Here is a 24,015-nt window from a genome sequence, read left to right as displayed (position 1 = left end):
CTTGGACTGATCATGAGTGGCGGAGAACCGTCACTTCTTGACGGTGACCCCGCCGAACAGGATCGCTGTGCGGCCGTAGAGGTCAGGCTTCAGCCCGCTGACCGTATCCCGATAGACGGTGATGTTCTCGGGATAGGCAGCAACGATGTCACCGCTGCGCTTGTATTCGATCGCCTGCAGCTGGGTGACCAGCTTGCATTGCTCGGCCAAATCGCCGGTGCTCTGCAGCTTCTTGGCAAGATCATTGTATTCAGCGTCGTCGAAATGCGTGGCATTCTCGCCCTGCCCCGGCAGAAGCGCTGCAAGGGCAGCGGTTTCATAAGGCCCGCTGGTCAGGCTGATCAGGAACGGCCATTCGCGCCACCGGTTCAGGAAGGTGGCCGGATCGAGCCGGCGCACCTTGATGGATATGCCTGCCTGGGCTGCCTGCTGCGCGTAGAGCTGCGCCATTTCCATCATGCCCGCGAAGGCGCCGTCGGTCACCAGTTCAAGCTTGAGGTTGCTTTTGCCGGCTTCAGCGAGAAGCTGCTTTGCCTTGGCGATATCCTGCACGCGCTGCGGTTCGGATGGTGCCGGGCAGGCCGTGTTGTTGCCGAGATAGTCGTTGGCGATCGCGCCAAAACCGCCGAAAGCGTTGTCGACGATCTGCTGGCGGTCGACCACCAGCTTGAGCGCTTCCAGGACCTTCTGATCATTGAAAGGCGGCGTGTCGACGCGCACGGAGATGATCGGATAGGTCGTCGTGCCGCTGACCACGGTCTTCAGTTTCGGATCCTTGGTCAGTGCCGGCACGTCGGTGTAGGGCACCGAATAAGCAACGTCGATCTGGCCACCGCGCAATGCGTTGGTCACCGCCTGCTGATCACGGAAGCCGATGATGCGTAGCTTGTCGAAGCCGGGCTTCTCACCCCAGTAGTCGTCGAAGCGGCTCAGCCGTGCTTCCTGGCCAGGCGTGAAGGAATCGAGCTTGAACGGCCCGGTTCCGGTCACCGAGCCATCATCCGAAATGGCGCGGATTCTGAAATCCTCGTCGGCGAAGGCGTTGGCAAACAGGCCGAATGGACGCTTGAGAGTGAACTCCATCGTCAGGTCATCGATCTTGCGGATTTTGGCCGGGTCGACGAAGTCGATCTGGCTGGAGACGACGAAGTTGTTCGCCGGGTCAATCATGTGTTTGATGCTGGCTATGACATCGTCGGCCGTGAACGGCTTGCCGTCATGACGCTTGACGTTCGGGCGCAGCTTGACGGCCCAGACGTCCAACGTAGCGTTCGGCGTCATGGACTCGGCGAGTTCCATCACCACCGCGCCCTTGGAATCGTAAGCCGTCAGGCCGTCATAAAGCTGGTTGTACAAGGAGCCAGCGGACGCCGAGCTTGTCGGCGTATAAGGCTGCACCTGATCCTTGCTGTTGCCGATGACGCCGAGTACGAGCTCCTGCGCCTGCGCAAACGTGTGTGTCGCCAGAGCTGTCGTGGCGGTCAGCACCGCGACCGCGATAGCGCGACTGAATTTCACCGGAATCATAGCCGTCGTTTCTCCTCCAGATGTGCCGGCTCGCGCCCCTGCCCCAACCTTCGTGCGGGTTCTTCTTTGGCGACCGTACCGTCACAACCAACACCTGCGGGGTGGCTGTGTCTTGGAGTGAAACGAAATCCGAAACGGACTTGAGCGTAAAATCGATGTCAGGGTTTTGGACGGCCAACGCTTCCGCGCCTTCCCGTCACCTTGAAAAACTTGCATGAAAATCAAGCACGTACGCCATTCCGCAACGGCTCAAGAAGTCGTTCGGCTTGGTCGAAGCAAGCCGTGGCAAAGATATCGGACGGGCGCTAATGCACCCCTTTTCTGTGCGGCGTCGATCTCAGAAGTTCGCTCGGAGCACAGGCGAACAGTTCCTTGAAGCACCGGTTGAAATAGGAGAGATCATTGAAGCCAGCAGAATAGGCCACATCCGCGATGGTCTGCGTGCCGTGCTGATAGTGCAGCTGCTTGATCCTTTCATGCGCGAAACGCAAGCGTTTGTCGCGAATGAAGGTGGTGCAGGTCATGCCCAGGTCGCGGAAATGCAGTTGCAGCACCCGCATCGACACGCCGACGCGCTTCGCCAGCCACTGCGCCGAAAGATATGGGCTGGTCAGGTGCTGGTCGATCAGGACATCGATCATCTGCAATCGCCTCGACGCCAGGTCGCTGAGCGAATCGAACGATAGGGAATTGTGTCCGTCGGAAACGAAAGCCTGCCGGGTCGCATCGAGCATCAACTGGCGCAGGTTCGCCGCGTGGACATCGCTCTCGGGTGTCGACAGCACCTTGGCCAGCAGTGCCCGCAACGTGACGGCCATCGGATCGGCGGCTTCCAGCGTCTGCGCCACGTCGAGCTTGTCGCCACCATGGAAATAGATGAGCTGCCTGGGCAGGTTGAGCGAGAGGTGGTTGCTGAACTTGCCTCCGAAATGGAACGTCGTCGGCTTCGTGGAATCGACCAGGATACAGTCACCCACATTCAAGGCGCTATGCCGGCCATTGTGTTCCACGCCACAGGAGCCTTCGAGCTGAACGAGCAGGAAAAGCTGCTCGATGGCATCCCGCCGGACATCATCCCAATCGTGATCGACACGGTCGAGGTCGTTCGAAATATGCGAAAACTCCATGCCACAGGCATTGATGCGCCGGGCTTCGCCACGAATGTCGAGGCTCGTATCCATGGCACGGGGGCGGAAACTGCCGCAGGTGTAATGGAGATCGTCGACCCAGCGGCTGAAAGGCGTCCGTATCCGGTCCTTGTGAAGCAAACCTACTGAGCTCAACAGTTCCAACGCCGCCTCACGCCGATGCCGACAGATAACTTATCATGTTAAGTAACAGATATTGAAACGCCCAACAAGAACGGACCTTTGCCGGTGCTCGCCCCCAAGCCGCCTCACGTCAGCAAACGCGCCCGCCGCAACAGCGACGTCAAGTTTTCACGAGCGGTGCGCGAAATGCTCGCCAAAAGCGCAAGGCGATCTTAACGGCCAGGTCCGCGAGATGATGGCAAGATCCACATGCGTCCCATCAGCATATGCGGAACCAACATATCCAGGGAAAACCGACCGGCGCCCGCGATTGTAAGCGTGAACATGCCGCCTGCGATGGCGAGATCCTTTTCGAAATGCAGCAATTCATTGTGGTTGGCGAAGTTCGTGTGAAACAACGCCGCCGTGGCGACGCAGAAAAGGCCGAGTGCGACTGCACCGAGGCGTGTGAGGAAACCCAGCCCCAGGGACAAGCCTGCCGCGATCTGAAGCGCGATGGTCGCGACGACGAGCGGAACACCGATCCCGAGCTGCGCCATTGCTTTCACCGTGCCATCGAAATGCAGGGCCAGGGCAACCCCCTCATGCACGAAGATCAGGGCGAGCAGCAGACGGCCTGCCAGCAGAACGAAATCCGACAGATGAACAATCCAGCTGTTTGGTACGACCGGCATGGCCAACTCCATCCAGGATGAAAAGGTCAGGCACTTCCGCGCCTACCTCATTTGGTTACCTTGGTCTGGATCGCCTGCTGCAGGTCTTCCAGTTCCTCGCAGCCAGTCGGACAGAGCTTCTGCAGCGAGGCCAACTGTTCCCTGGCCTTCGCCATGTCACCTGTTTCGACATAGAGTTCGCCAAGATACTCCCGCGCCGCCTTGTGATCAGGCTTCAGTTCGAGCGCCTTGTTGTAATAGGTAAGTGCGGTTGTGTAGTCGCCCGTCTTGCGCAGCGTGAAGCCAAGCAGATTGTAGACGTCAGGCTGCTGCGTGTCCTGGGCGAGATCGCGCAGTTCCGCCAGCGCGCCCTGATAGTCCTTGGCATCAATCTTCGCCCTGACGGCGGTCAGGTCCGGGGCATCCGTCGATTCAATATCGTCGACGGCGTAGGCTGGCGGAAGCATCAGCCCGCTGGCGGCTGCCATCAGGCAGATGGCGCCCAGCATTCCGAGAAACTTGGTCATTGTCTTGCTCTCTTCGGTTTGTGGTCAGCTCTGGACGGTCGGCGTGAAGCCATAGGCGTTGCCGTCCTTGACGAAGGATCCGGTCCCCGGGAACGGGAAATGGGAGCCGCTGATCCTGATCTTGTCGGCTATCACCCGGTCGATGAGCTTGTGGCGGGTGGCGATCGCAGTCGGGCCGTCCTGGTCATAACTGCCTTGCCATTCCGGATGCGGAGCAAGCAGCGCAGGTACGTACATGGTGTCGGCTGAAACAAGGAACTGCTCATCATCCGAGCCAACCAGGAACACCGAATGGCCAGGCGTATGTCCGGGAGCCGCGATCAGTTGTATCCCCGGAGCGACTTCCGCTCCGTCCTCGACCAGCTTCCAGTTCTTCCATTTCGGGAAATTCTCGGCGATGCGCTTCCCGGCGGGCTTGCGACCCGCGGGCAGTTGCTCGACGCGGCCAGGATCCGTCCACCACTTGTATTCCTTGGCATTGACGATCAGCTCGGCATTGGGGAACACCGGGTCATTGCTCCCCTTTTCCATCAGCCCCCAGACATGGTCCGGATGGAAATGCGAGATCATGATGGTATCGATCGCCTTATAGTCGATGCCGGCGGCAGCCATGTTGGCCGGCAGATGGGTGGCATTCGCCTGCCACTGGCCGACGCCCGATCCCGCATCCATCATGATCAGCTTGTCGCCGAACCTGAGCACGACGACGGTGAGCGGGATCGGCATGAAATCGGTCGGCAGGCCGGCTTTTGCCAGTGCCGCCTTGGTATCGTCGACCGATGCATTGGCGATGAAAGCCGGATCGTGCGGCTTGCGCCAGATACCATCATAGATGGCCGTGACCTCAAGCGATCCGACCTTGTAGCGGTAGAAGCCAACAGTCGGCTCTACCGGGGCGGCAGCCGACGCGGGAGCGATGAATTCGAGTTTTCCGGCAACTCCGAAAGCCGCGGCAGCAGCCGCGGATCCGAGCACCATGCGACGTGTCATGTTGAACATCGTGATCTCTCTTGTCTGATGCGACGATTTGAAAGCGGTCGGGCGTTTCATTCACCCTGATGACAAGACCTGCCGCAGTCCGGATTTATTCCCGCCGCCGAAATCTTTTTCGGGCGACCGGCGAAACGCTTGCTCCACTCAAGGGAAGAGTTGTTCGAGGAGCGGAATTTCGATCGCCCCTCGAACGGACGGCGATCAATCAATTGCCCCAGAGATCGTGACCGAAGTCCATCGCGTCGACCTTGGCCTTGCCGGGGGCGCCGGTCTTGATGCTGACGTCGACGTTCTGACGGAGTTTAGGGACCGAAGCAGTCGTCGAGTGATCGACTGCGGTCGTCGGCATGCTGCCGGCGTTGTAGTGGTCGCTGCCCGCAAAGGCAGCGCTTGAGGCAACAACGATGCCAAGCGTGGTGAGAACAACCTTGATCATGTCACTATTCCTTGACCTGATTTTGACGCGGGCCTTCCCGGCGCCGCTACAGACAAGACCTTGATTGCCCTGATCTTATTCCCGCTTTTTGATCACTTTCCTTAGATTGGTGCCCTGTCTCTGGAGTTGCGTGCCGGGCATCAACGCGATCATGCGAAATCGGCCCGAAAGCCGCGGCTCGCACGGCCGTCACCCATGAACGTCATCCCTATTTGCTCAGCTTTGCTGCCGCAGGCGAGCACCGGATCAGATCGCAGCCGCAGCCCGAAAACGGGTGACGAATTCATCGAGCCCGGATCGTTCCATGTCGGTGATTGCCCAATAGGCGAAAGCGCGGTCGCTCCAGCTCACCATTGAAAAACCGTCCGCCGAACGGTCGACAGGGTTGCTCGCCGCGCCACCATTCCGGGGTTGAGCAACAAGCGTGATCAGATGTTCGTTGTGGCGGTAGACCAGCGCAGGAATGGGTTGTCCATCAACAACCTCCACCCGGCCACCAACAAGCGCAAATCCCTCCTTGGCAAGGTCGGGGGCCGGCGGCGACATGCCAAGCCGGCCATCAAGCCATGGTTTGACCGTATGCCGGTCTGACGAGACGACATCGACCGGATTGGCAGCCAGCAGGCTGCGGCGATGACCACTCGCCACGGCTGCGGCAAAATCATCCGAGCCACCTGTCATTGCCCATTGCGTAGCACCGCTCGCCACCACCGCGGTGATGGCGATCGATGCGGCCAGGGCACGCCAGTCGAAAGTCGCGGAACGTGCTGACCATCCCCGATGCCGTCGCTCAGTTCCGGATTGAGACGACTGCGTGCGGAAAGGCAGCACGGATGTCTGCGCCACCTGCTCGGTATCGGCACTTCCGATAGCCTGAATGCGAGCCAGAAAGGCCTGCGTCGGTTGCGTTTTTGGCAGGTTGCCCATCGCCATGCGCAAAGCCGTGATCCGTGCATGCTCCGCGGCAAGTTCAGGGTCGGCAGCGATGCGCCTCTCCATCGCCAGTGCCATGGCCGCATCGAGCTCCCCATCGATCAGCGCGTGGACCATCATCTTCATTTCCGCCTTGTCCTCAGGCAATCCATCTTTGTGCGCAGTCATCGCGCTCTCCCAAGGTCAGACATCAACTGGCCGCGCGCACGCGCCAGCCGAGACATCACGGTGCCGATCGGCACGTCGAGCATGGCGGCAATGTCGCGATAGCTCAGGCCGTTGATGTCACGCAGCACGAGCGTTTCGCGAAACGGTTCCGGCAGGGTCGCAATCGCAATCTCCAGCGCCGCCAGATCGGCTTTGGCGATCAGTTTGGCTTCCGGACTATCATCGTCTGGATACTGCTCCCGATGTCCCGCGCTCATGTCGTCGAGATCGTTCAAGTCGCCAACCGCGACGATGCCACGAGGACGGTTGCGGGCCAGCCATGTGTAGGAGGCGTTGCGCACGATCGTCAAAAGCCAGGCCCTCGCGTTTCCGCCGGCATAACCGCCGATCCCCGCATAGGCCTTCATGCAGGCGTCCTGCACGACATCCTCGGCATCGGCAGCACTGCCCGTGAGCCACCGCGCCAGGGCAAGGGCATCGCCGAGATGGGGCATGACCACCTGGCTGAATCGCGCCTGCGCCTCACCGTTCAACATGGCGACATCACACGCATCCCTCGCGACCTTCCAGCGTTCGCGCAGAAACCATGAAGCGGATCGACGATAATCCTGTTTTGGAAGAAAAGCCCCTGCTATTCGCAACGCCGAAAACGCTGGCGTAAGTCTGATCGAGACGGCTGTGGCACATGAAAACCTTCCTGTCGCGCGGACAATTCGTGCAGAAGACCACGCGACAGGGCAGATTATTCCCGAACCGGGACGCATTTTTCAGACAAGTGGAGTTCGTGGCCGTCCGACTGTCGTGCGCTTTATCCCTCCGTTCGCTCAAAACCCGAGCAGGCGGGGAAGCCACAAAGACAGCATCGGCAAGGAGGCGATGACGACGACGCGGACCAGGTCGGCTCCAATGAACGGCAGGATGCCTCGCCACAGGTCGGCAAGCGCCAGCCCGGGCGAGATCGACTTGATGACGAACAGGTTCATTCCGATTGGCGGCGTGATCAGGCCGATCTCCGCAACCGTCACCAGCACGACGCCGAACCAGATCGGATCGAGACCGAGTTGCGTGATGATCGCATAGACCGGGGTGACGGTGAGCAGTACCATCGACAAGCTGTCCATGAAGCAGCCCAGCACGACATAGAACACGATGATGATCGCCACGATCGCCGGCGCCGGCAGCCCTGATGCACCGATCACGGTAACCAGCATCTCCGGCAGGCGGCTGGCCTCGATAAAAAGATTGAAAAGCGCCGCACCGATCAGGATCAGGAAGATCATGCCGGTCATCTGCGCGGTCTCGGAAATACCGACCGTGAACACCCCGAGCGTCAGCCTGCGCTTCAGCGCGGTGATGGCGACGGCTGCGCCAGCGCCGACGGCCGCTGCTTCGGTCGGTGAAAAGACCTTGCTGTAGATGCCGCCAATGACCAGCAGGATAAGGACCAGGGCGTCCCACATGCCCACGATCGCCTTCAGCCAGTCACGCCGCGACGTGCGCGGCCCGGCCGGCGCGAGGGCCGGGTTGCGCCTCACCTGATACCAGATCGCCGCCATGTAGAGCAGCGTCGCGATGAGGCCCGGAATCATGGCCGCTGCGAACAACGCACCGATCGATTGCTGGGTCAGCAACCCATAGATCACGAGAATGATGGATGGAGGGATGAGCACGCCGAGGGTTCCACCGGCGGCAACGGTCGCCCCGGCAAAGGCCGGCGAATATCCGCGCTTGTCCATTTCCGGCAATGCGACACGCCCGAGCGTGGCGCATGTCGCCAGCGACGAACCACAGATCGCGCCAAACACGGCGCAGGCGCCAACGGTCGCCGCAGCCAGGCCGCCGCGGCGGTGACCAACGAAGGCATTGATGCCGGCATAGAGGTTCTGGGAAAGGCCGGAATAGGAAGCGAAAACGCCCATGAAGACGAACAGCGGAATGACCGATAGCCCATATGGAAACACAGCTTCGAAGGCCAGATTGGACATCAGGAATGCGGAAGGTGCCCACCCCATCAGGGCGATGGAGCCAACTGCGCCGACTATCCCCATCGCAATTGCGATCGGCACGCGCAGGCCGCACAGCAGCAGCACCGCGGCAAAACCGGCAATACCCCAATAACTTGTCATCACTCGCCCCCCTTCGACGTGTGGACTTCGATCATCTCGCGCAGGAATACAGCGGCGACGGCAACAAGGGCCGCCACCAGCCCGGAGAGCAGGAAGCCCCAGTACCAGATCATCGGAATGCCGAGATCTTGCGAAATGTCGCCGTTGTTCCAGGTGTCCATCGCCCGCACCCAGGCGAGCGACAGGATCAGGCCCAGCAAACCGATGCTGAGCAGCGTCGAGACGATTGCGACGAATATCCGCAGTCCAGGCGACTTGTCCGTTGCCAGGAAGTCGACCGCGACGTGGGCCTTTTTGCTGAATGCATAGGGGATCGACCAGAAGGCGGCCGCCATCACGCAAAGCTGGGTGATGTCGATGACCCCGATCACGGATCCACCGAACAGTCGTCGTCGAACGATGTCGATGACGACCAGAGCTATCGCGCCGGCAAGCATGACGATGCCGACGATCGCCATGGCTGCCATAAGGCGTTCTATGCCGTTGACGAGAGCGAGCACCCCGGCCTCGCGGCCACCGGTTTCCCTGGAGAGATCGGACACTGGCAACTCCCGACTATTCGGCCGAATATTTCGCCACGAGGTCCTTTGCTTTCTGGTAGAGCGCCTTGGGATCGGCGACGCCCTCCCCAGCCAGCGTTTCCAGATAGGCATCCGTCATAGGCTGGAGCTGTTTTGCCCAGGCCGCACGCGTCGCATCATCGACCTCGATGATCTCCTGCTTGCGCCGGACAGCATCCTCCTTGCCGCGTGCCTCCCATTTGTCCCACCAGGGGCCGAACTTCGCCACCAGCGCGTCACCGGACATCTCATCGATGACCTTGCGGACATCCTCGGGCAGCGTATCGTACTTCTGCTTGTTCATAACGACATAGAAAGCCGCCGCATAGGAGCGTGCATCGGTATGATACTTCAGCGTCTCGTTGAGCTTGATGGCACTGACGAGATCCCAGGTCGTCACCACTCCATCGAGCACGCCACGTTCGAGGCTTTCATAGATCTGCGCCGGCGGCATGCCGACGGGTGAGGCACCCAATGCTTCCAGCATGGCCGAGACCGCAGGGCTGGGCGTGCGCAGACGCAGCCCCTTCAGGTCATCGAGCGAACGAACCGGACGATTGACCGTGTGAAAAAGACCGCCGTGATGGACGAAAAGCGCCAGCACCTTGAAGTCATCGTACTCCTTGCCGAGCGCGCCTTCCTTGTAGAGTTCCCACAGCGCCCGCGAGCCCGGACCGGCCCTGTCGACCATGAAGGGCAACTCGATGATCGAGGTTGCCGGAAAGCGACCGCGCGGAATGCCGGCAAGTCCCAGCGCGATGTCCACGACACCCGCCTTGACCTGGTCAGACTGTCGCGCCGCCTCGCCATAGGCCGAACCGGCCCCGAAGATCTCTGCCTTGACCTTGCCGCCGGTACGCTCTTCCAGCTCCTTGGTCCACGGCCCGAGGAAATCGGCCTGAAAGCCGTGCGCCGGAGGCAGATAATGGCTGATTTTCAGTGTTATTTCAGCCGCTTGTAGCGAGCAGCACCACAGCAGGCCTGCGGCGAACGCGGCAAGACGGGTCATTTTCCCAAGCATCGAATGTCTCCTCCCTTGATCGCCGGTTTTGCCGGCGTTTCTTCAAACAGCCGCCTCCGGGCTCGCTTTCCTGAATGCGTCCAATGCCTCGCACCGATCCACCACTTCGTTGATCAGCGGGAACGTCGAAAGTGGCACATCGAAACGCCGTGCGTTGAAGACCTGCGGTATCAGGCACACATCGGCCAGCGTGGGCTGCAGGCCCAGGGCGAACGGTCCTTCCCGGCGCCTCAGTCGAAGGATGCGCTCAACGGCGGCAAATCCGTCTTCGACCCAATGCCGGTACCATTGCAGGCGCGCATCCTCCGAGAGCTCCAGCCGATGCCCCAGGTAGCTGAGCACCCGCAGGTTGTTCAGCGGATGGATGTCGCAGGCTACGGCAAGCGCGATCTCGCGCGCCTGCGATGCCTTGAACGGATCAGCCGGAACCAGCCGCGGCAGGTGCGGCGTCAATGCATCGAGCCATTCGATCATGGCGATGGACTGGGTCAGAAACCCGCCCTCCCAGGAGAAGGCCGGAACGAGACCGTGCGGGATCACGTCGCCGAATGCGCCTGCCTTCTGCTCGCCCCGCCTGATGTCGAGGTCGACGGTGCGAGCCGGTACTATCCCCTTGAGATTGAGGGCGATGCGCACTCTGTAGGCCGCCGACGAGCGGAAGTAGTTGTAGAAGGTGAAGTTGGGTAGTTGCCCCGCTTCGAGCTCCTTGTTGTTGCTGGCTGTGTCGAGAGACATGGCTTGGCCGATGCTGTGGAAAGTCAACTGCCGGCAGGCGGAGCGATGGTGATCTCAAGCGGCGGCAGCCCTGCAATCTCACCAAGCAATCGGTTGCCCGGGACGACGGCACCAACGCCTGCCGGCGTTCCCGTGAAAATCAGGTCGCCGGGTGCCAGCCGATAGAAGCGCGAAATGTGGGCGACGATGTCTTCGACCGGCCAGATCAGTTCCGCGAGGTCGGCGTCCTGCTTGGCGATACCGTCGACCGACAGTGTGATCCGCCCCGCCCCGGGATCGAAACCGTTCGCCCTGGATGCATCCTTTGCGACCAGACGTCCCATTGGCGAGGACCGCTCGACATTCTTGCCGGTGTCCCAGGGACGACCGAGATCCCTGGCTTCGAGCTGCAGGTCACGGCGCGTCATGTCGAGCCCGACCGCGTAACCCCAGATCGCCTGCTCCGCCTGTGCGGTGTCGATCCGAAATCCCGCTGCACCGATGGCTACGACCAGTTCGACCTCGAAATGGAAGTTATGCGTTTCGGGCGGATAGGCGATATGGCAGGCATCCTGTGGATCGGCATTGACGACCGTCTCGGCCCATTTGGTGAAGAAGAACGGAGGCTCCCGATCGGGGTCACGTCCCATCTCTCGGGCATGGGCTTCATAGTTGCGGCCAACACAGAAGACACGGCGTACCGGATAGCTGACAGCAGTCGTGGTTTCCAACAGCGTGGGGCGACAGGGTTCGAATGCAACCGGCATGTTCACCCCCGCTGCTCGCGCCAAAGCCCGAGCTTTTCCATGCAGACACGGTCCGAATAGCTGAACAGGACTGCATCCGACGCGCCCGCTTCGATCGCCACCTCACCCCAGGACGGCACAGCCACCACATCGCGCGGGCCGATCTCGAAACGCTTTCCGTCCACTGTCAGCACCGCATGCCCCTCGATACCGACATAGACGGCACTGGCGCTCTGGCGGCGCGGACGCGTCATCGTGCCTGCACGCAGGAGTTGCACGAAAGCCGAGATCGTTCCCATCACCGATGCGCCATCGAGCGGGTTTGCGAACTCCATGACACAACCGAAATGCGGATCCGGATCGCTGGCGGCAGCCGTATCCTCCAGTGCTTTCCGCCACTGGGCATAAGGATAGTGAAACAGTGGATAGTCGCTTGCCGCACGATCTGCCGCAGTGCCGGCTACTGGCTTCAAGGTTGAACCGTAGCGTGTCCTGCTGTCGCCCGCAGGGACGACAGGTGGCGGCGGATTGTTGCCGAGATGCTCCGCGAAACCTCCGGCAAAGGCCGAAACGATGGGGATATCCAGTCCGTCGAGCCAGATGGCTGGTGTCGCCCCGTCATTGCCATGTTCGTGCCAGCGCCAGTTGGGCGTCAGTACCAGGTCGAAATTTGACATCTCGACCCGCTCGCCATCGACCGCGGTCCATGCGCCGTCACTCTCCAGGACGAGACGCAGCGCTGACTGCGTATGGCGGTGTGCCGGCGCGATTTCTCCGGGCAAGACAAGTTGCAGACCGGTGTAGAGCGTATCCGTCGTCCGATGCTGGCCGGGAATGGCAGGGTTCTGGAGGATAAGGACACGCCGTTCGGCCTCACGTGCGGTGATCAGATCCCCTGCCTCGACCAGAAGCGGTCGCAACGTGTCGTAGCGCCATGCCGCGGATGTTGTCCGTGGAGCTGGTCTCGGCGTCACGAGCGCATCCAGCACGTCCCACAAAGGCGACACGCCCTCCTGCCCAAGCCGCCCACGAAAGTCGTCAGGTTGCGAAGCCGCCATCGTTTCCTCCATTGCGATTTTTCGGTTTTTACATTTCGTAATTAATTACGCAATAGTGAATTTGTGATTTTTGCAGGCTGACGATATGAAGCCCTCAGCGAGGTATCGAATGGACGACCAGGAAAACGGGGATGATCGGCGCGGCATCCAGTCGATCGATTTCGTCGGCAAGGTACTGCGCGCTTTGGCGGCCGCCCCAGGACCGCTCAACCTCAAGACATTGAGCATCGACACGGGCGTGCCAGCGGCAAAGCTGCACCGCTATCTCACCAGCCTTATCCGCATCGGCCTGGCCTCGCAGCACGAGAAGGATGGGAAGTACGATCTCGGTCCCCTGGCGATCCGCCTTGGCCTTGCAGCGATGGCGCGCCGCAGTGTCATCGACGAGGCCGAGAAAGTGCTCAACGATCTGCTCGACCGACATGGCCTGACCGGTCATCTCAGTGTCTGGGGGGAACAGGGTCCGGTCATCGTGCGGACCCATCACGGCGGCGTCCCGCTGGTGACAAGCCTGGGCCTCGGCCGCGTCCTGCCCATTACACGCTCTGCCACCGGGCTCGTTTTCATGGCTTTCCTGCCTGAGGTCGCAACGGCGCCGATTGCCCGCCGCGAAGCGAATGCAGCGACGGACAAGGATCTTCTCAACAGGAAGGTCGAAGACACCCGGATCCGAGGCGTCGGTTTCGTCGACGGCACCGTCATTCCGGGACTGGCGGCGCTATCTGTCCCGGTCTTCGACTTCGACGGGTCACTGGCCTGCGCCTTGACCGCGACCGCGCTTGACGGCGCGTTTGGCAAGGACGGCGCCGACAGCGCGATCGCGCACGAACTCGCTGCGGCCGCGAACAGCATCAAAGGCTGACCGCCGCCGGCGTGTGGTTCCCCAGTTACGGCTGCCGCTCCGAGATCACGTCAGATGAATATCTGCGGTTTGCGCTGCCTGTGCAGCCGGCTCCTCGCTGGACATTGCCCGCGGTCGACGACGCTCACAAAATTACAAATAGATAAATTTATTGCCTTATACGTAAATATCTGGCCAAAATCCTTTCGACTTCGCCATCGAAGTCGAAAGGGGAGAAAGCATGTTCTCATCACTCAAACGCCGAAGCGTCGTTTTCGGCGCTGTAGTCAGTCTTACGCTCGGAGCGCCTGCGTCTGCCGCAGACACTCTGTTGGTCAACGGCAGGATATTCACCGCGAATCCGGCGTCACCAGGCGCGGAGGCCGTCGCGTTGCGCGATGGCACGATCCTCGCCGTCGGCAGCCGGGCCGACGTCGAAAAGACACTGGAGCCCGGCTATGCGATCGAAGACCTCGGCGGCAAGATGCTGCTGCCTGGATTGATCGACAGCCACGTGCATGCGGTCTTCGCAGGTTTCACCCTGGTGGCCGCGGAATTGCCCCAGGGTGATGCCTCCGTGGAGCGACTGGCAGGGTTTGCTGCCGATTCGATGAAGAGCGGACGCGGCATGATTGGTGACACGCTGCGCATCGGCAATCTGACCTCGGCCTACTGGGACGATGTCACGGCACTGGACAAGGTGTTCAACGCACCGCCCTTTGCCGACACGCCCGTCATCCTCGCCGGCTCCGATGCTCATACCGGCTGGGCCAACAAGGTCCTGCTGCAGAGAGCCGGGGTAACCCGGGACTTCATCGCCGGCTTGAGTGAAGCCGAACGCAAGTATTTCGGCCACGCGCAGGACTTCACGCCGAATGGCTTCAGTGCCGACACCGGCTGGGACAAGGTGATGGGGGCGGTGCCGCCGGTCTCGCAGCAGACCATGGTCGAGTCGGCGCGCAGCGCAGTGAAGGTGATGAACAGCAACGGCGTCACCGCCTGGCTCGATCCGATATCGAATGGCCGCCCCGCCGCACCGCTTTTCGACATGGTGCCGACCCGGAACGACCTCGGTGTACTGCCGGCCTACAAGGCACTTTCCGATGCTGGTGAATTGACCGCCCATGTCACGGGCATGGTGCTTTTGAACTCCAAGAGCGGCCCGGAGGCGCTGGAAGTCTATGACGCTCTGGCAGCAAAATTCCCCAGGACACCCAACCTGATGGTGGGAGGCATCAAGATCCTAGCCGATGGCGTCATCGAATATCCGGCGCAGACAGCATCGCTCTCCCTGCCCTACAAGAATCTCGGCACACCGGGACCGGAAGTCATTGGAACCGACAAATTCAAGGCACTGGTGGCCGCAGCCGACAGGCGCGGCGCGCTGGTCCATATCCATGCCATCGGTGACCGCGCCACAACTGATGCGCTCGACGCAATCGAGGCGGCCCGCCGGGCCAATGGCGACAGCGGCATCCCTCACACGATCACGCATCTGGAAGTCGTCAAGCCTGAGGACAGATCACGCTTCAAGGCGCTCGGCGTCATCGCCTCCATGCAATTGCTGTGGTCCGGCGCAGACGAATACACCACCGACCTGGTCAAGCCCTACCTGGACGAAAGCCTCTCGAAAACGCTCTACCCGGCTCGTTCGCTGGCAGACGCCGGCGCCATCGTCGCCGGTGCCAGCGATTGGCCCGTCACCTCGCCAAATCCGTTCCTGGCGATGACCGTCGCGATCACTCGGCAAGGCACCAAGGGGGTACTCAACCCTGAAGAAGCGATGACGGCTGAGCAAATGCTTTATGCCTATACGCGCAACGCCGCCCAGGCTGTGCGGCGTGCAGACCGTATCGGCTCGATCGAGCCCGGCAAGGCCGCCGATCTGGTGCTGGTCGATCGCGATCTCCTTGCCGTTGCGCCTGCCGAGATCGCAGACACCAAGGTGCTGTGGACCATGTTCGGCGGAAAGAAAGTATTCCAGGCCGACAAATAGCGGTCTGCTTCCATACGAAGCGCAAACGCCCGCCGAAAGCGATGCTCTTGGCGGGCTTTTGACAAACACAGTGCGCCGGGATCGAGCTTGCATTCCGCTTCAGCGCGAGAACGACGAGCCGTCAGATACCCTGCCTGTTCAACCATTCATTTCGCGCCTCATGCTCGTCGGCGAGTTCGGCTTCGTCCCAGTAGCCGATCAATATTCCAGGCACGATGGCGGGATCGAAATGGCGCAGCTTGTCGTCGTCCCCTGTGAGCCATCGATCTTCCACGGTGATGCGGTTCTTCGGCGTAACCAGCCAGTGGAACAAGGCTCCCCGCAAGGTCGCGACGACATCCGCGAATTCTGTTTTCTGGCCCAGGTCGCTGAGCTCATGCGGATCTTCCGCGCGATCGAACAGCATGGGCGGCACGCCCTCGCCGTGGATCAGCTTGTAGCGCCCGTCCGTGATCATGAAGAGGCGGCAGTCGCTGAGCGGGAGGTTGAGCTTCAACCTCGCCAGGTCGGCGCCATAGTCATATTCGCTGATCGCGTAACGCCGCCAGTTTTTCGGCTTTGGCCCATGCAGCAATGGCGCCAGGGACCTTCCCTCCAGAATGTGGGATTTCTGTCTGCCGCCGAAATGATCGAGGAAGGTCGGCGCCAGGTCGATCATCTCCACCAGCGCTTCAGAGGTCGTGCCGCGGGTGCTGTCGGCCTCCCCGGACGGATCGTAGACAATCATCGGCACTTTGACCGAAACGTCGTGGAACATGTACTTCTCGCCGAGCCAATGGTCGCCGAGATAATCGCCATGATCCGATGTGAAGACGATCATCGTGTTTTCGAACAGGCCGCGCTCCTCCATGAAGGCGAACAAATGACCAAGCTGATCGTCGATCTGCTTGATCAGCGCCATGTAGCAGGGGATTACCTTCTCCCTGACCTCGTCCCGGGAGAAATTTCGAGAATAACGCTCCTGCTGGAATGCCTCATAGACCGGATTTGGCGCGACGCGCTCGGCTTCACTGCGGACCGCAGGTTGCACGTCGCCCTTGTCGTACATGGCATGGTAAGGCGCCGGCACGATATAGGGCCAATGCGGCTTGATGTAGGAGAGATGCGCGCACCATGACTGACCCGCGGCTTCCGCCTCCTCGATGAAACGCATTGCGCGACGCGTCATGTAGGGTGTCTCGGAATGCTCCTCCGGGATGCGTGCGGCCTTGTCCGCATGGACCAGCAGCCAGCCATTGAGGCTCTCGCCCTGCTCGCCTTCGCCGGAATTGGCCCAATGTTCCCATGGGTTCTCGGCATCGAACCCCTGCTCCCGCAGATAGGCGTCATAAGTCGGGTCGGGATCGTAGCTGCTCGACGGATGCAGCCCGTCATCGCGCTCATAGGGCTCGAAGCCGCATTCGGAAAGATGGACGCCGATGATGGAATCGGCACTGATGCCGAGACGCTCCATCCCCTCAAGGTCTGCCGTCATATGTGTCTTGCCGATCAGCGCGCAGCGGACACCGATCTCACGCAGGTGATCGCCAAGTGTCGGCTCGCCCACACGCAGCGGAACGCCGTTCTGGGTCGAACCATGCGAACGCATGTAGCGGCCTGTATAAGCGCTCATGCGTGAGGGACCGCAAACCGTCGACTGCACATAGGCGTTGGTGAAACGCACGCCACGGCTGGCGAGACGGTCGATGTTCGGCGTGGCCAAAGTCTTGTGCCCGGCGCAGCTCAGATAGTCGAAGCGCAGCTGGTCGCACATGATGAACAGGACATTGCGACGCATCGGTCACCTCTCATTGTGCAGGTCTAGGCGGTAGTGCCAAAAGAGCAGACGTCGCTCCAGTCGCTGGACGAGATCGTTGACGATCAGGCCGACGATGGAAATGAAAGCGATGGCCGCCAATCCATTGGCGATCTGGAAATTCTCCTGCTGCCGCTGCAGGAAGACCCCAATGCCGTTGGTGGCAAGCAGCATTTCGGCCGTGACACTGACCAGCAAAGCCGAGGCAACAGCCAGCCGGACACCCGTGGCGATCATCGGCAGCGACGCCGGCAGGTCGATGAACATCATCGTTTCGAGACGACGCAGGCGCAGGGAGCGTGCCACGAGCGTGGCCATCGGGTGCAGTGTCTTGGACGCCTCATAGGTGTTCATGATCAGCGGAATGCCGGCAGCGTAGGCGATGACCGCGATTTTTGCGGCATCGCCGGTTCCGGCAAAGAGCATCACGATCGGGACAACAGCCGGTGGCGGCAATGTCGCCAGCATGTCCAGGATCGGCTCGAGCAAAGACCCAACCGTCTTCAGGCGACCCAGCAGGATGCCCAGAGGGATCATCACGAGCGCAGCGAGCAGGAAGCCTGCTGCGGCGCGCATCAAGGTGTAGCCGATCTGCCCGACGATCTGCGGATAAAGCCGCCAGATGGAGACAGCCACCTGCCAGGGACCGGGAAACAACGGTGTGGATGCACGCCACGCCAGCACCTGCCAGGCAAGCAGCAGAACGACAGGCAGCACGAGAGCACTGTAGCCTTGGCGACTGCGTAGAATGCTCATGCCGCCTGCCCCGTCATGAGCAATTGCCAGCCGGCGAATTTCCAGCGCAATCCGTTGACGACCGTGTTCATGATCAGGCCGTTCGCGGCACAGACAAACATCAGCGCGTAGACTTCAGGGATACGAATGGCGAAGGCCTTGCGGATGAGCAGGAAACCCAGGCCGTCGTGACCGGCGAGCATCTCGGCAACGACAACCGCGATCAAGCTGATGCTCGATGCGTAGCGGATGCCAGCGAATATCTCCGGCATGGCAGCGGGGAGTTTGATTTGCCGCAGGATCTGCCACCGGCTCAGCCCCAGCATCTGGCCGGTACGGATTTGAACATCCGACACGCCAGCGAGCGCTGACACGCCGTTGAAGTAAGGCGGCCAGACCGTGACCAGGACAACGATGAAGGCATAGAGCTTGGGTCCCAGTCCGAGCATGAAGACAGCCATCGGCACGAGGGCTGCGGGTGGAATGGGCTGTACCAGCGCGGCGATGGGCGCGAAGCCGCGACGAAAGGACGGAAACAGGTCGCCCAGAACCGCAAGGCCGATGCCCAATATCGACGCGGCTGCGATGCCGAGCAGGGCACGCGAGAGCGTGCGCAATTCAGCGGAAACAAGCTCGCCCGAGATCATCATGTCGCGAAAGCCGGCGGCGATTGCGACGATGCTGGGAAAGTACTTTTCCGGCACCAAGCCGAGCAAGGCGATGGACTGCCAGATCATGATGATGATCAGGAACGAGATGATGGCGCGAAACCCGGCCAAAATCTCCAGAAGCCGGAAAGACCTCATAGTCAGGCTGCCGTGGCCGCTGCGGCGGTGCGCGATGAGCGGATGCTCGTCATGACGTCGTGGCGTGCTGCAAGAAACCTGTGATCTTCGCGCGTGGTGATCTGGTCGCGCCGCTTGCCGAGGTCGATGGCTATTTCATGGTCGACGACTGTCGGGCGTCGCGTCAGCACCACGACGCGGTCGGCCATGTAGACAGCTTCCTCGACGTCATGCGTCACCAGCAGGCAGGTCTGCTGGAAACGCGCCGCGAGATCGAGGAGGAGGTCCTGCATATCGGCGCGCGTCTGTGCATCGACGGCAGCCAGCGGCTCATCCAGCAACAGGAGTTCGCTTTGCGACGCTAACCCGCGTGCAATGGCAACCCGCTGCTGCATGCCTCCCGACAACTGCCAGGGATATTTGTCTTCAAAGCCCTGCAGGCCGACTGCCTCCAGCATCTCCTGGGCCTTGTCGCGCTTCTGAGCCGCAGACAGGCCATCCACCCGCACCATGCCGAAGGCCACATTGTCACGATTGCTTTTCCAGGGAAAAAGCGAACGCGAATAGTCCTGGAACACCACCGCCACCCCGCGCGGCGGCGCGGTCACGGGCCGCCCATTAAAGGTCACCGTGCCAGAACTCGCCCTCTGCAATCCGGCAAGAGCGAACAACAAGGTCGTCTTGCCGCATCCAGAGGGGCCGACGATCGAGACGAATTCGCCCCTGCCGACAGCGAACGAGATACCGCCCAGCACCTGAAGCGCATCTCTGCCCACGCCGTAAGCTTTCGCCAGTTGCCGAGCTTCCAACATCACGTCCACAGTTCCCTCCCTCGGCAGCAGTTCCCGCTCCCTTCAGGGAGCCATGTTGGAGACCATGTCCTTGACCGGCACCTCCTGCGTGAGCATGCCGGCGCGCTTCATGGCATCGAGCAGGACCTGGACCTCGGCCTCGGAGATGGTCAATTCGGGCTTGACCACGGGCAGTTTGAAATCTCTCGCGGCCTCGGGCGTCAGACCGAGGAACTCGGTTGCCGCGGCTTCCATAGCTCCCCTGTCGGCCAGCAGTTTCTGGCGGGTGTCGAAGATGACCTTGCCAAAGGTCTTCAGCGTCTCCGGGTTCTTGGCAATGAAGTCGTCCGTGGCGAAAACGACATCGTTCAGCACCGGTTCGCGCTCATCGGCAAGCACGCCCTCTGCGAGAATCTTGACGCCGACGGCCTGGTTCTTGGCGATCGAGGAAAAGAAAGGATTGACGGTACATGTCGCGTCGATCGCCCCCTGCTCGAGAGCCGCTTCCTGCTGCGGGAACGGCAGCACGACCAGTTCGACATCCTCCATTTTGAGACCGGCCTTGGCCATATGATCGCTCAGCGTCAGCACGCACAGCGAGCCATTCGCGTTGACGGCGACCTTCTTGCCCTTCAGGCCGGCAAGATCTGCGATGGCCGAAGCCTTCGAAGCCACCAGCCAGGAGAATTTCTTGTCAGGGTCGACCTCGTGCCCCAGCGCCATCACCATCTTGACGTTGATGCCGTTGATACGGGCGTTGATCGGCGGCACCGGCGAAGCGTAACCGACGTCAGCGGAACCGGATGCGATTGCGGCAACCACGGCAGGCCCGCCCTGGACTTCCGTCAGTTCGACATCCAGCCCGGCCTTGGCGAAGTCTCCGTTCTTCTGCGCGACAAGAATGGGCAGGTCGGAATCGGCGAGCAGGTAGGCAAACCTGAGCTTGACGTTTTCCGCACCAGCCACGCCGATGCTCGCGACCAGGGCAGCCCCGGCAACAAGAACGGCCGCAATCCTGCAGCCGAAGCGTCTTCCGAAAAATGTCGGCATGCTGTTTCTCCTCCATGGGTCCCTTCTTGCGGGGAGCCAGTTTTCGTGGCACATTTTTATTTGATAATATCAAGGATAATTACCTGACAATGTCAACTAATAATCTAGAGCGATATGATGATGAAATGGACGCCACGCCGGCGCCATGGGTTTACCCGCGCGATATCCGCGACCTGTTCTCATATCGGCTGGCGCTGTTGACGAAGGTCAACGATCGCCAGGCCCATGCGATGCTGATGAGCGACTACAAACTGACATTGGGCGAGTGGCGAACGCTGGCCGCGGTTCACTATCTGGACAAACCGTCCGTTCGCGCGGTGGCGCACGCGACGCAGCAGGATGAGGCGCAGGTCAGCCGTTACGTAGCCGGCTTGATCAAGCGGGACTTGTTGACAAAGACGACAAGCACCGAAGATCGCCGATCGATCCTTCTGGCGCTCACGACCTCGGCAGAGAAACTCTATGCCGAGGTCATGGATTTTGCCTGGAGATTGAACCGCGACATGTTTGTCGACCTCTCCAAGCGAGAACAGCAGACGCTGATCAAACTCCTCGACAAGCTGTTCCAGTCAATCAATCGCTGAGGGACGCCGACCGGATCTCGTCACCCGGTGGCGCCCCGACAGCGATGTGATCTCAGTCCCGGTTGAAACCCATGCGGGCGAAGCGAGCCGGATCGGCGCGCTGCAGCCGCAAGGCAAGGATGTAGCCCACGATGGCGGCAGCCGGGATCAGCGATGGCAGAATGATGCCGAGCGCGCCACCCGTCGTTCCGGTCAGATCGCCGAAATGCAGAAAGATGTAGACAAACAGTCCGGCCATCACCAGGCCCGACACCAGCGGCAGGATGAATGTGGTCAGGGCGGAGCCCTTGTGACCTGTACGGCGGAAAAAGGCGATCACCGCGACCGAGGTCACGGTCATCATCGCCAGCACGCCCAGCGTGCCCACCTGGCTGATCCAGGTGAACATGTTGAGAACCGGATCCAGCCCCAGCCCGGCAAACAGCGCCAGCACGATCAACGCTCCGGCGGTCTGTACCACCGAACCGACATGCGGGCTCTGATGCGTATCGTGCGTCTGGCCGAACACCGCCGGCAACAGGCCTTCGCGGCCCGCCACATAGCTGTAGCGCGCGATGTAATTGTGGAAGGCGGAGAGTGCCGCAAACAAGCTGGATACCAGCAGGATGCCGGCAATGGTCGCCACCGGGCCGCCGGCATATTGGCCAGCCAGATCGAAGAAGAAGATGGAAGGATCGGGCAAAGCCTGGATCGTCGGAACAAGCTTGTCGGCGCCGACACCGACGATCAGCAGCCATGTCGTGAAGATGAAGAAGATGCCAATCATCAGCACCGACAGATAGGTCGCCCGCGGTATCGTCTTTTCCGGGTCGCGCGCCTCCTCGGCATAGATCGTCGTCGCCTCGAAACCGATGAAGCAGCCCATGCAAAACAGGATCGCCGCCGTCAGCGAACCCGAGAAGATCGCGTTCTGGTCGAAGAAATTCATTGAGAGCCCATTCGCCCCACCCTTGCCCAGGATGGCGAAGTCGACGATCAGCACCACCAGATATTCCAGCGCCACCACGAAGACGAGGACCTTGGCCGACAGGTCCACTTGCCGGTACCCCAGAAAGCCGACCAGCAGAAGGGCAAGAAGGCTCCACCCCCACCAGGGCAGCATCAAGCCGAACTGCCCGAAGATACCGCTGGCAATGCCACCGAACAGACCGATCAGCCCAAACTGCATGGCGTTGTAGGCAACGAGCGCGGTGACCGCCACCGCGCCGGCGACACGCCCGCCCAGCCCACGCGCCGCATAGGCATAGAAGGCGCCTGCATTGGTGACATGACGCGACATGGCGACATAGCCGGCGGCAAAAGCCAGCATCACCAGGGTTACGAAGATGAAGGTCGCTGGAACACCTGTGCCGTTCCCCAGCATGAACGCCAGCGGCATCGCTCCGGCGACACCGGTCAACGGGGCCGCCGCGGAGATCACCATGAAGGTGACTGCAATCAGCCCCAGCGAATTCTTGCGGAGCTGATTGCTCCCTCCGCTGTTGATGTCGATAGCCTCTTCCTGAGCCATGTTACCTCTCCCATTTGTCACCGTTTGCCGGCGTTTGTTGTGATGTTCGTCGAAACGACTGCCTGCACTTCGAAATGAAATCCATCGCCAGCCCGCTCCGGCAGTCCGCGCGCTTTGCAACCGCGACGACGGCGCCTTCCGGGAAATCCTCGTCGAGCGGTATGGCCCGGAGCTCGGTGCCGTCCGACGCGGTTTTGTTCTGAGGTTCCTGCGGAACGATCGAGTAGCCCAGGCCCTGCGCTACCAATCCACGCACCATCGCCAGGGAGGGCGACTGCAGCCGGATCTGCGGCTTCAATTGGCTGCGTTCGAAAAAGGCGGTGACGGCGCTTCGGACGGAAGGATAATCCAACAGGATCATCGGCAGACCGGCGACATCGGCCAGCCGCAGGCTGGTCCTTGTTGCAAGCGGATGATCGGTGTTCAACAGCACGTGAGGCGCCGGAGGACATAGCACTTCGGTTTCAAGTTCCGGCTCGTCGACGGTCCCGAAAGTGATGGCGGCCTCGATCTTGCCGGAGCGCATCTGCTCGACAAGGTCGTCGTGATCCGCCTCCATCAGACTGAGATCGACAGCCGGCGACTGATTGGCAAAGTCCGCGACGAGGGAAGGCACGAACTCCGGGCCAAGCGTGATGAAGAAGCCGACACGCAGCTGGGTCTCGGGGCTGTGCGTCTGGTGATCGTCAGGCGCGATCGGAACGGCGCGGCGATAGCCCCGGTTGGCATAGACAAGCGGCGAGCGTTGCCTGGACAGCTCGATCTGCTCGACCTCGCCGATAAGGATGAAATGCGTGCCCCAGAGCAAGGCGGTCTTCAGTTCGCAGTCCAGCGAGACGATGGCGCCATCGATGATCGGCGCCCCGGTTGCACCTCCATGCCAGGGGATCGCGCTGAACCTGTCATCATTGAGATGCTTGAGACGGCCGGAAAACAGGTCCGAGACAAAACTCTGATTGCCGCTGAGCACATTGGCGCAAAACCGACGGTTCTTTCTGATCGCCTCGCCGGCAGGGCTGAGATGATGGATGCTGACCAAAAGAGATGGCCGTGTCGTGTCTGCCGAGACAGACGTCATCGATGAAACGGTGACGCCGAACCGCCCTGCGTCCCCGTCCGTCGTCACCACGGTGACGGCGGAGGCGACACGGCTCATGCCTTCCAGGAAATGGGCACGCAGGTCCGTATCCATGAC

Annotated in this window: 24 protein-coding genes; 3 read left to right on the top strand and 21 right to left on the bottom strand. The window is 61.0% G+C overall.

Features of this window, described 5'->3' with window-relative positions:
• Window positions 1-30: 30 nt before the first annotated feature.
• The 14 genes from ACFJIU_RS04875 to ACFJIU_RS04810 all read right to left on the bottom strand — a co-directional run bounded on the left by ACFJIU_RS04875 (window position 31) and on the right by ACFJIU_RS04810 (window position 12,733).
• Complete coding sequence (locus tag ACFJIU_RS04875; RefSeq protein ID WP_379068127.1) at window positions 31-1,527, bottom strand: ABC transporter substrate-binding protein; 1,497 nt, start codon at window positions 1,525-1,527, stop codon at window positions 31-33.
• Window positions 1,528-1,832: 305 nt separating this feature from the next.
• Window positions 1,833-2,819, bottom strand: coding sequence for a helix-turn-helix domain-containing protein (locus tag ACFJIU_RS04870; protein WP_379068124.1), 987 nt, complete (start codon window positions 2,817-2,819; stop codon window positions 1,833-1,835).
• A 191-nt stretch (window positions 2,820-3,010) separates the two neighbouring features.
• On the bottom strand, window positions 3,011-3,472 hold the full coding sequence (locus ACFJIU_RS04865; RefSeq protein WP_379068121.1) for a DoxX family protein: 462 nt from the start codon (window positions 3,470-3,472) through the stop codon (window positions 3,011-3,013).
• 47 nt (window positions 3,473-3,519) lie between these two features.
• Complete coding sequence (locus ACFJIU_RS04860; protein WP_379068119.1) at window positions 3,520-3,978, bottom strand: tetratricopeptide repeat protein; 459 nt, start codon at window positions 3,976-3,978, stop codon at window positions 3,520-3,522.
• Between the two features lie 24 nt (window positions 3,979-4,002).
• Complete coding sequence (locus tag ACFJIU_RS04855; protein WP_379068116.1) at window positions 4,003-4,977, bottom strand: MBL fold metallo-hydrolase; 975 nt, start codon at window positions 4,975-4,977, stop codon at window positions 4,003-4,005.
• A 199-nt stretch (window positions 4,978-5,176) separates the two neighbouring features.
• A complete protein-coding gene (locus ACFJIU_RS04850; RefSeq protein ID WP_379068114.1) occupies window positions 5,177-5,407 on the bottom strand; it encodes a hypothetical protein in 231 nt (76 codons plus the stop codon).
• A gap of 246 nt (window positions 5,408-5,653) precedes the next feature.
• Window positions 5,654-6,508, bottom strand: coding sequence for an anti-sigma factor family protein (locus ACFJIU_RS04845; protein WP_379068112.1), 855 nt, complete (start codon window positions 6,506-6,508; stop codon window positions 5,654-5,656).
• The gene (locus ACFJIU_RS04840) at window positions 6,505-7,044 is read right to left on the bottom strand and encodes a sigma-70 family RNA polymerase sigma factor (protein ID WP_379068109.1); all 540 of its coding nucleotides are present in this window, start codon (window positions 7,042-7,044) and stop codon (window positions 6,505-6,507) included. Before ACFJIU_RS04840 ends, ACFJIU_RS04845 begins: the two co-directional genes overlap by 4 nt.
• Window positions 7,045-7,332: 288 nt before the next feature.
• Window positions 7,333-8,634, bottom strand: a complete 1,302-nt coding sequence (locus tag ACFJIU_RS04835; RefSeq protein ID WP_379068106.1) for a TRAP transporter large permease — start codon at window positions 8,632-8,634, stop codon at window positions 7,333-7,335.
• Complete coding sequence (locus ACFJIU_RS04830) at window positions 8,634-9,176, bottom strand: TRAP transporter small permease (RefSeq protein WP_379068103.1); 543 nt, start codon at window positions 9,174-9,176, stop codon at window positions 8,634-8,636. The genes ACFJIU_RS04835 and ACFJIU_RS04830 overlap by 1 nt, the downstream gene beginning before the upstream one ends.
• A gap of 13 nt (window positions 9,177-9,189) precedes the next feature.
• The gene (locus ACFJIU_RS04825; RefSeq protein ID WP_379068100.1) at window positions 9,190-10,215 is read right to left on the bottom strand and encodes a TRAP transporter substrate-binding protein; all 1,026 of its coding nucleotides are present in this window, start codon (window positions 10,213-10,215) and stop codon (window positions 9,190-9,192) included.
• A 42-nt stretch (window positions 10,216-10,257) separates the two neighbouring features.
• Window positions 10,258-10,950, bottom strand: coding sequence for a maleylacetoacetate isomerase (gene maiA, locus ACFJIU_RS04820; protein ID WP_379068097.1), 693 nt, complete (start codon window positions 10,948-10,950; stop codon window positions 10,258-10,260).
• 23 nt (window positions 10,951-10,973) lie between these two features.
• Complete coding sequence (locus ACFJIU_RS04815) at window positions 10,974-11,696, bottom strand: fumarylacetoacetate hydrolase family protein (RefSeq protein ID WP_379068094.1); 723 nt, start codon at window positions 11,694-11,696, stop codon at window positions 10,974-10,976.
• A gap of 2 nt (window positions 11,697-11,698) precedes the next feature.
• Window positions 11,699-12,733: a cupin domain-containing protein gene (locus tag ACFJIU_RS04810; RefSeq protein ID WP_379068091.1), complete on the bottom strand. Its 1,035-nt coding sequence runs from the start codon at window positions 12,731-12,733 to the stop codon at window positions 11,699-11,701.
• Window positions 12,734-12,842: 109 nt separating this feature from the next.
• On the opposite strand from ACFJIU_RS04810, the gene ACFJIU_RS04805 reads away from it, so the two are divergent.
• Together ACFJIU_RS04805 and ACFJIU_RS04800 are read left to right on the top strand one after the other, a co-directional pair.
• Window positions 12,843-13,595, top strand: a complete 753-nt coding sequence (locus ACFJIU_RS04805) for an IclR family transcriptional regulator (protein WP_379068088.1) — start codon at window positions 12,843-12,845, stop codon at window positions 13,593-13,595.
• 220 nt (window positions 13,596-13,815) lie between these two features.
• A complete protein-coding gene (locus ACFJIU_RS04800; protein WP_379068086.1) occupies window positions 13,816-15,570 on the top strand; it encodes an amidohydrolase in 1,755 nt (584 codons plus the stop codon).
• A gap of 121 nt (window positions 15,571-15,691) precedes the next feature.
• Here the strand turns inward: ACFJIU_RS04800 and ACFJIU_RS04795 are convergent, their stop codons facing one another.
• Genes ACFJIU_RS04795 through ACFJIU_RS04775 form a run of 5 tightly spaced genes read right to left on the bottom strand, consistent with a single transcriptional unit; the run spans window position 15,692 to window position 20,726 of the window.
• Window positions 15,692-17,347, bottom strand: coding sequence for an alkaline phosphatase family protein (locus tag ACFJIU_RS04795; protein ID WP_379068083.1), 1,656 nt, complete (start codon window positions 17,345-17,347; stop codon window positions 15,692-15,694).
• 3 nt (window positions 17,348-17,350) lie between these two features.
• Complete coding sequence (locus ACFJIU_RS04790; protein WP_379068080.1) at window positions 17,351-18,121, bottom strand: ABC transporter permease; 771 nt, start codon at window positions 18,119-18,121, stop codon at window positions 17,351-17,353.
• On the bottom strand, window positions 18,118-18,879 hold the full coding sequence (locus tag ACFJIU_RS04785; protein WP_379068077.1) for an ABC transporter permease: 762 nt from the start codon (window positions 18,877-18,879) through the stop codon (window positions 18,118-18,120). The genes ACFJIU_RS04790 and ACFJIU_RS04785 overlap by 4 nt, the downstream gene beginning before the upstream one ends.
• A 29-nt stretch (window positions 18,880-18,908) precedes the next feature.
• Window positions 18,909-19,697: an ABC transporter ATP-binding protein gene (locus ACFJIU_RS04780; protein WP_379072962.1), complete on the bottom strand. Its 789-nt coding sequence runs from the start codon at window positions 19,695-19,697 to the stop codon at window positions 18,909-18,911.
• A gap of 42 nt (window positions 19,698-19,739) precedes the next feature.
• Complete coding sequence (locus ACFJIU_RS04775) at window positions 19,740-20,726, bottom strand: ABC transporter substrate-binding protein (RefSeq protein ID WP_379068074.1); 987 nt, start codon at window positions 20,724-20,726, stop codon at window positions 19,740-19,742.
• Window positions 20,727-20,851: 125 nt separating this feature from the next.
• Between ACFJIU_RS04775 and ACFJIU_RS04770 the strand changes: the two genes are divergently transcribed.
• A complete protein-coding gene (locus tag ACFJIU_RS04770) occupies window positions 20,852-21,310 on the top strand; it encodes a MarR family winged helix-turn-helix transcriptional regulator (protein WP_379068071.1) in 459 nt (152 codons plus the stop codon).
• A gap of 52 nt (window positions 21,311-21,362) precedes the next feature.
• Here the strand turns inward: ACFJIU_RS04770 and ACFJIU_RS04765 are convergent, their stop codons facing one another.
• Window positions 21,363-22,820, bottom strand: a complete 1,458-nt coding sequence (locus ACFJIU_RS04765; RefSeq protein WP_379068068.1) for an APC family permease — start codon at window positions 22,818-22,820, stop codon at window positions 21,363-21,365.
• A gap of 1 nt (window position 22,821) precedes the next feature.
• Entirely contained in the window at window positions 22,822-24,012 is a 1,191-nt protein-coding gene (locus tag ACFJIU_RS04760; protein ID WP_379068065.1) for a LysR substrate-binding domain-containing protein, read from the bottom strand.
• Between the last annotated feature and the right edge of the window lie 3 nt (window positions 24,013-24,015).

It is taken from the genome of Mesorhizobium sp. UC74_2, from assembly GCF_042701485.1.
Classification (GTDB): domain Bacteria; phylum Pseudomonadota; class Alphaproteobacteria; order Rhizobiales; family Rhizobiaceae; genus Mesorhizobium.
Note: the sequence above shows the minus strand (reverse complement) of the source record. Positions and strands in the feature narration are given on the sequence as shown.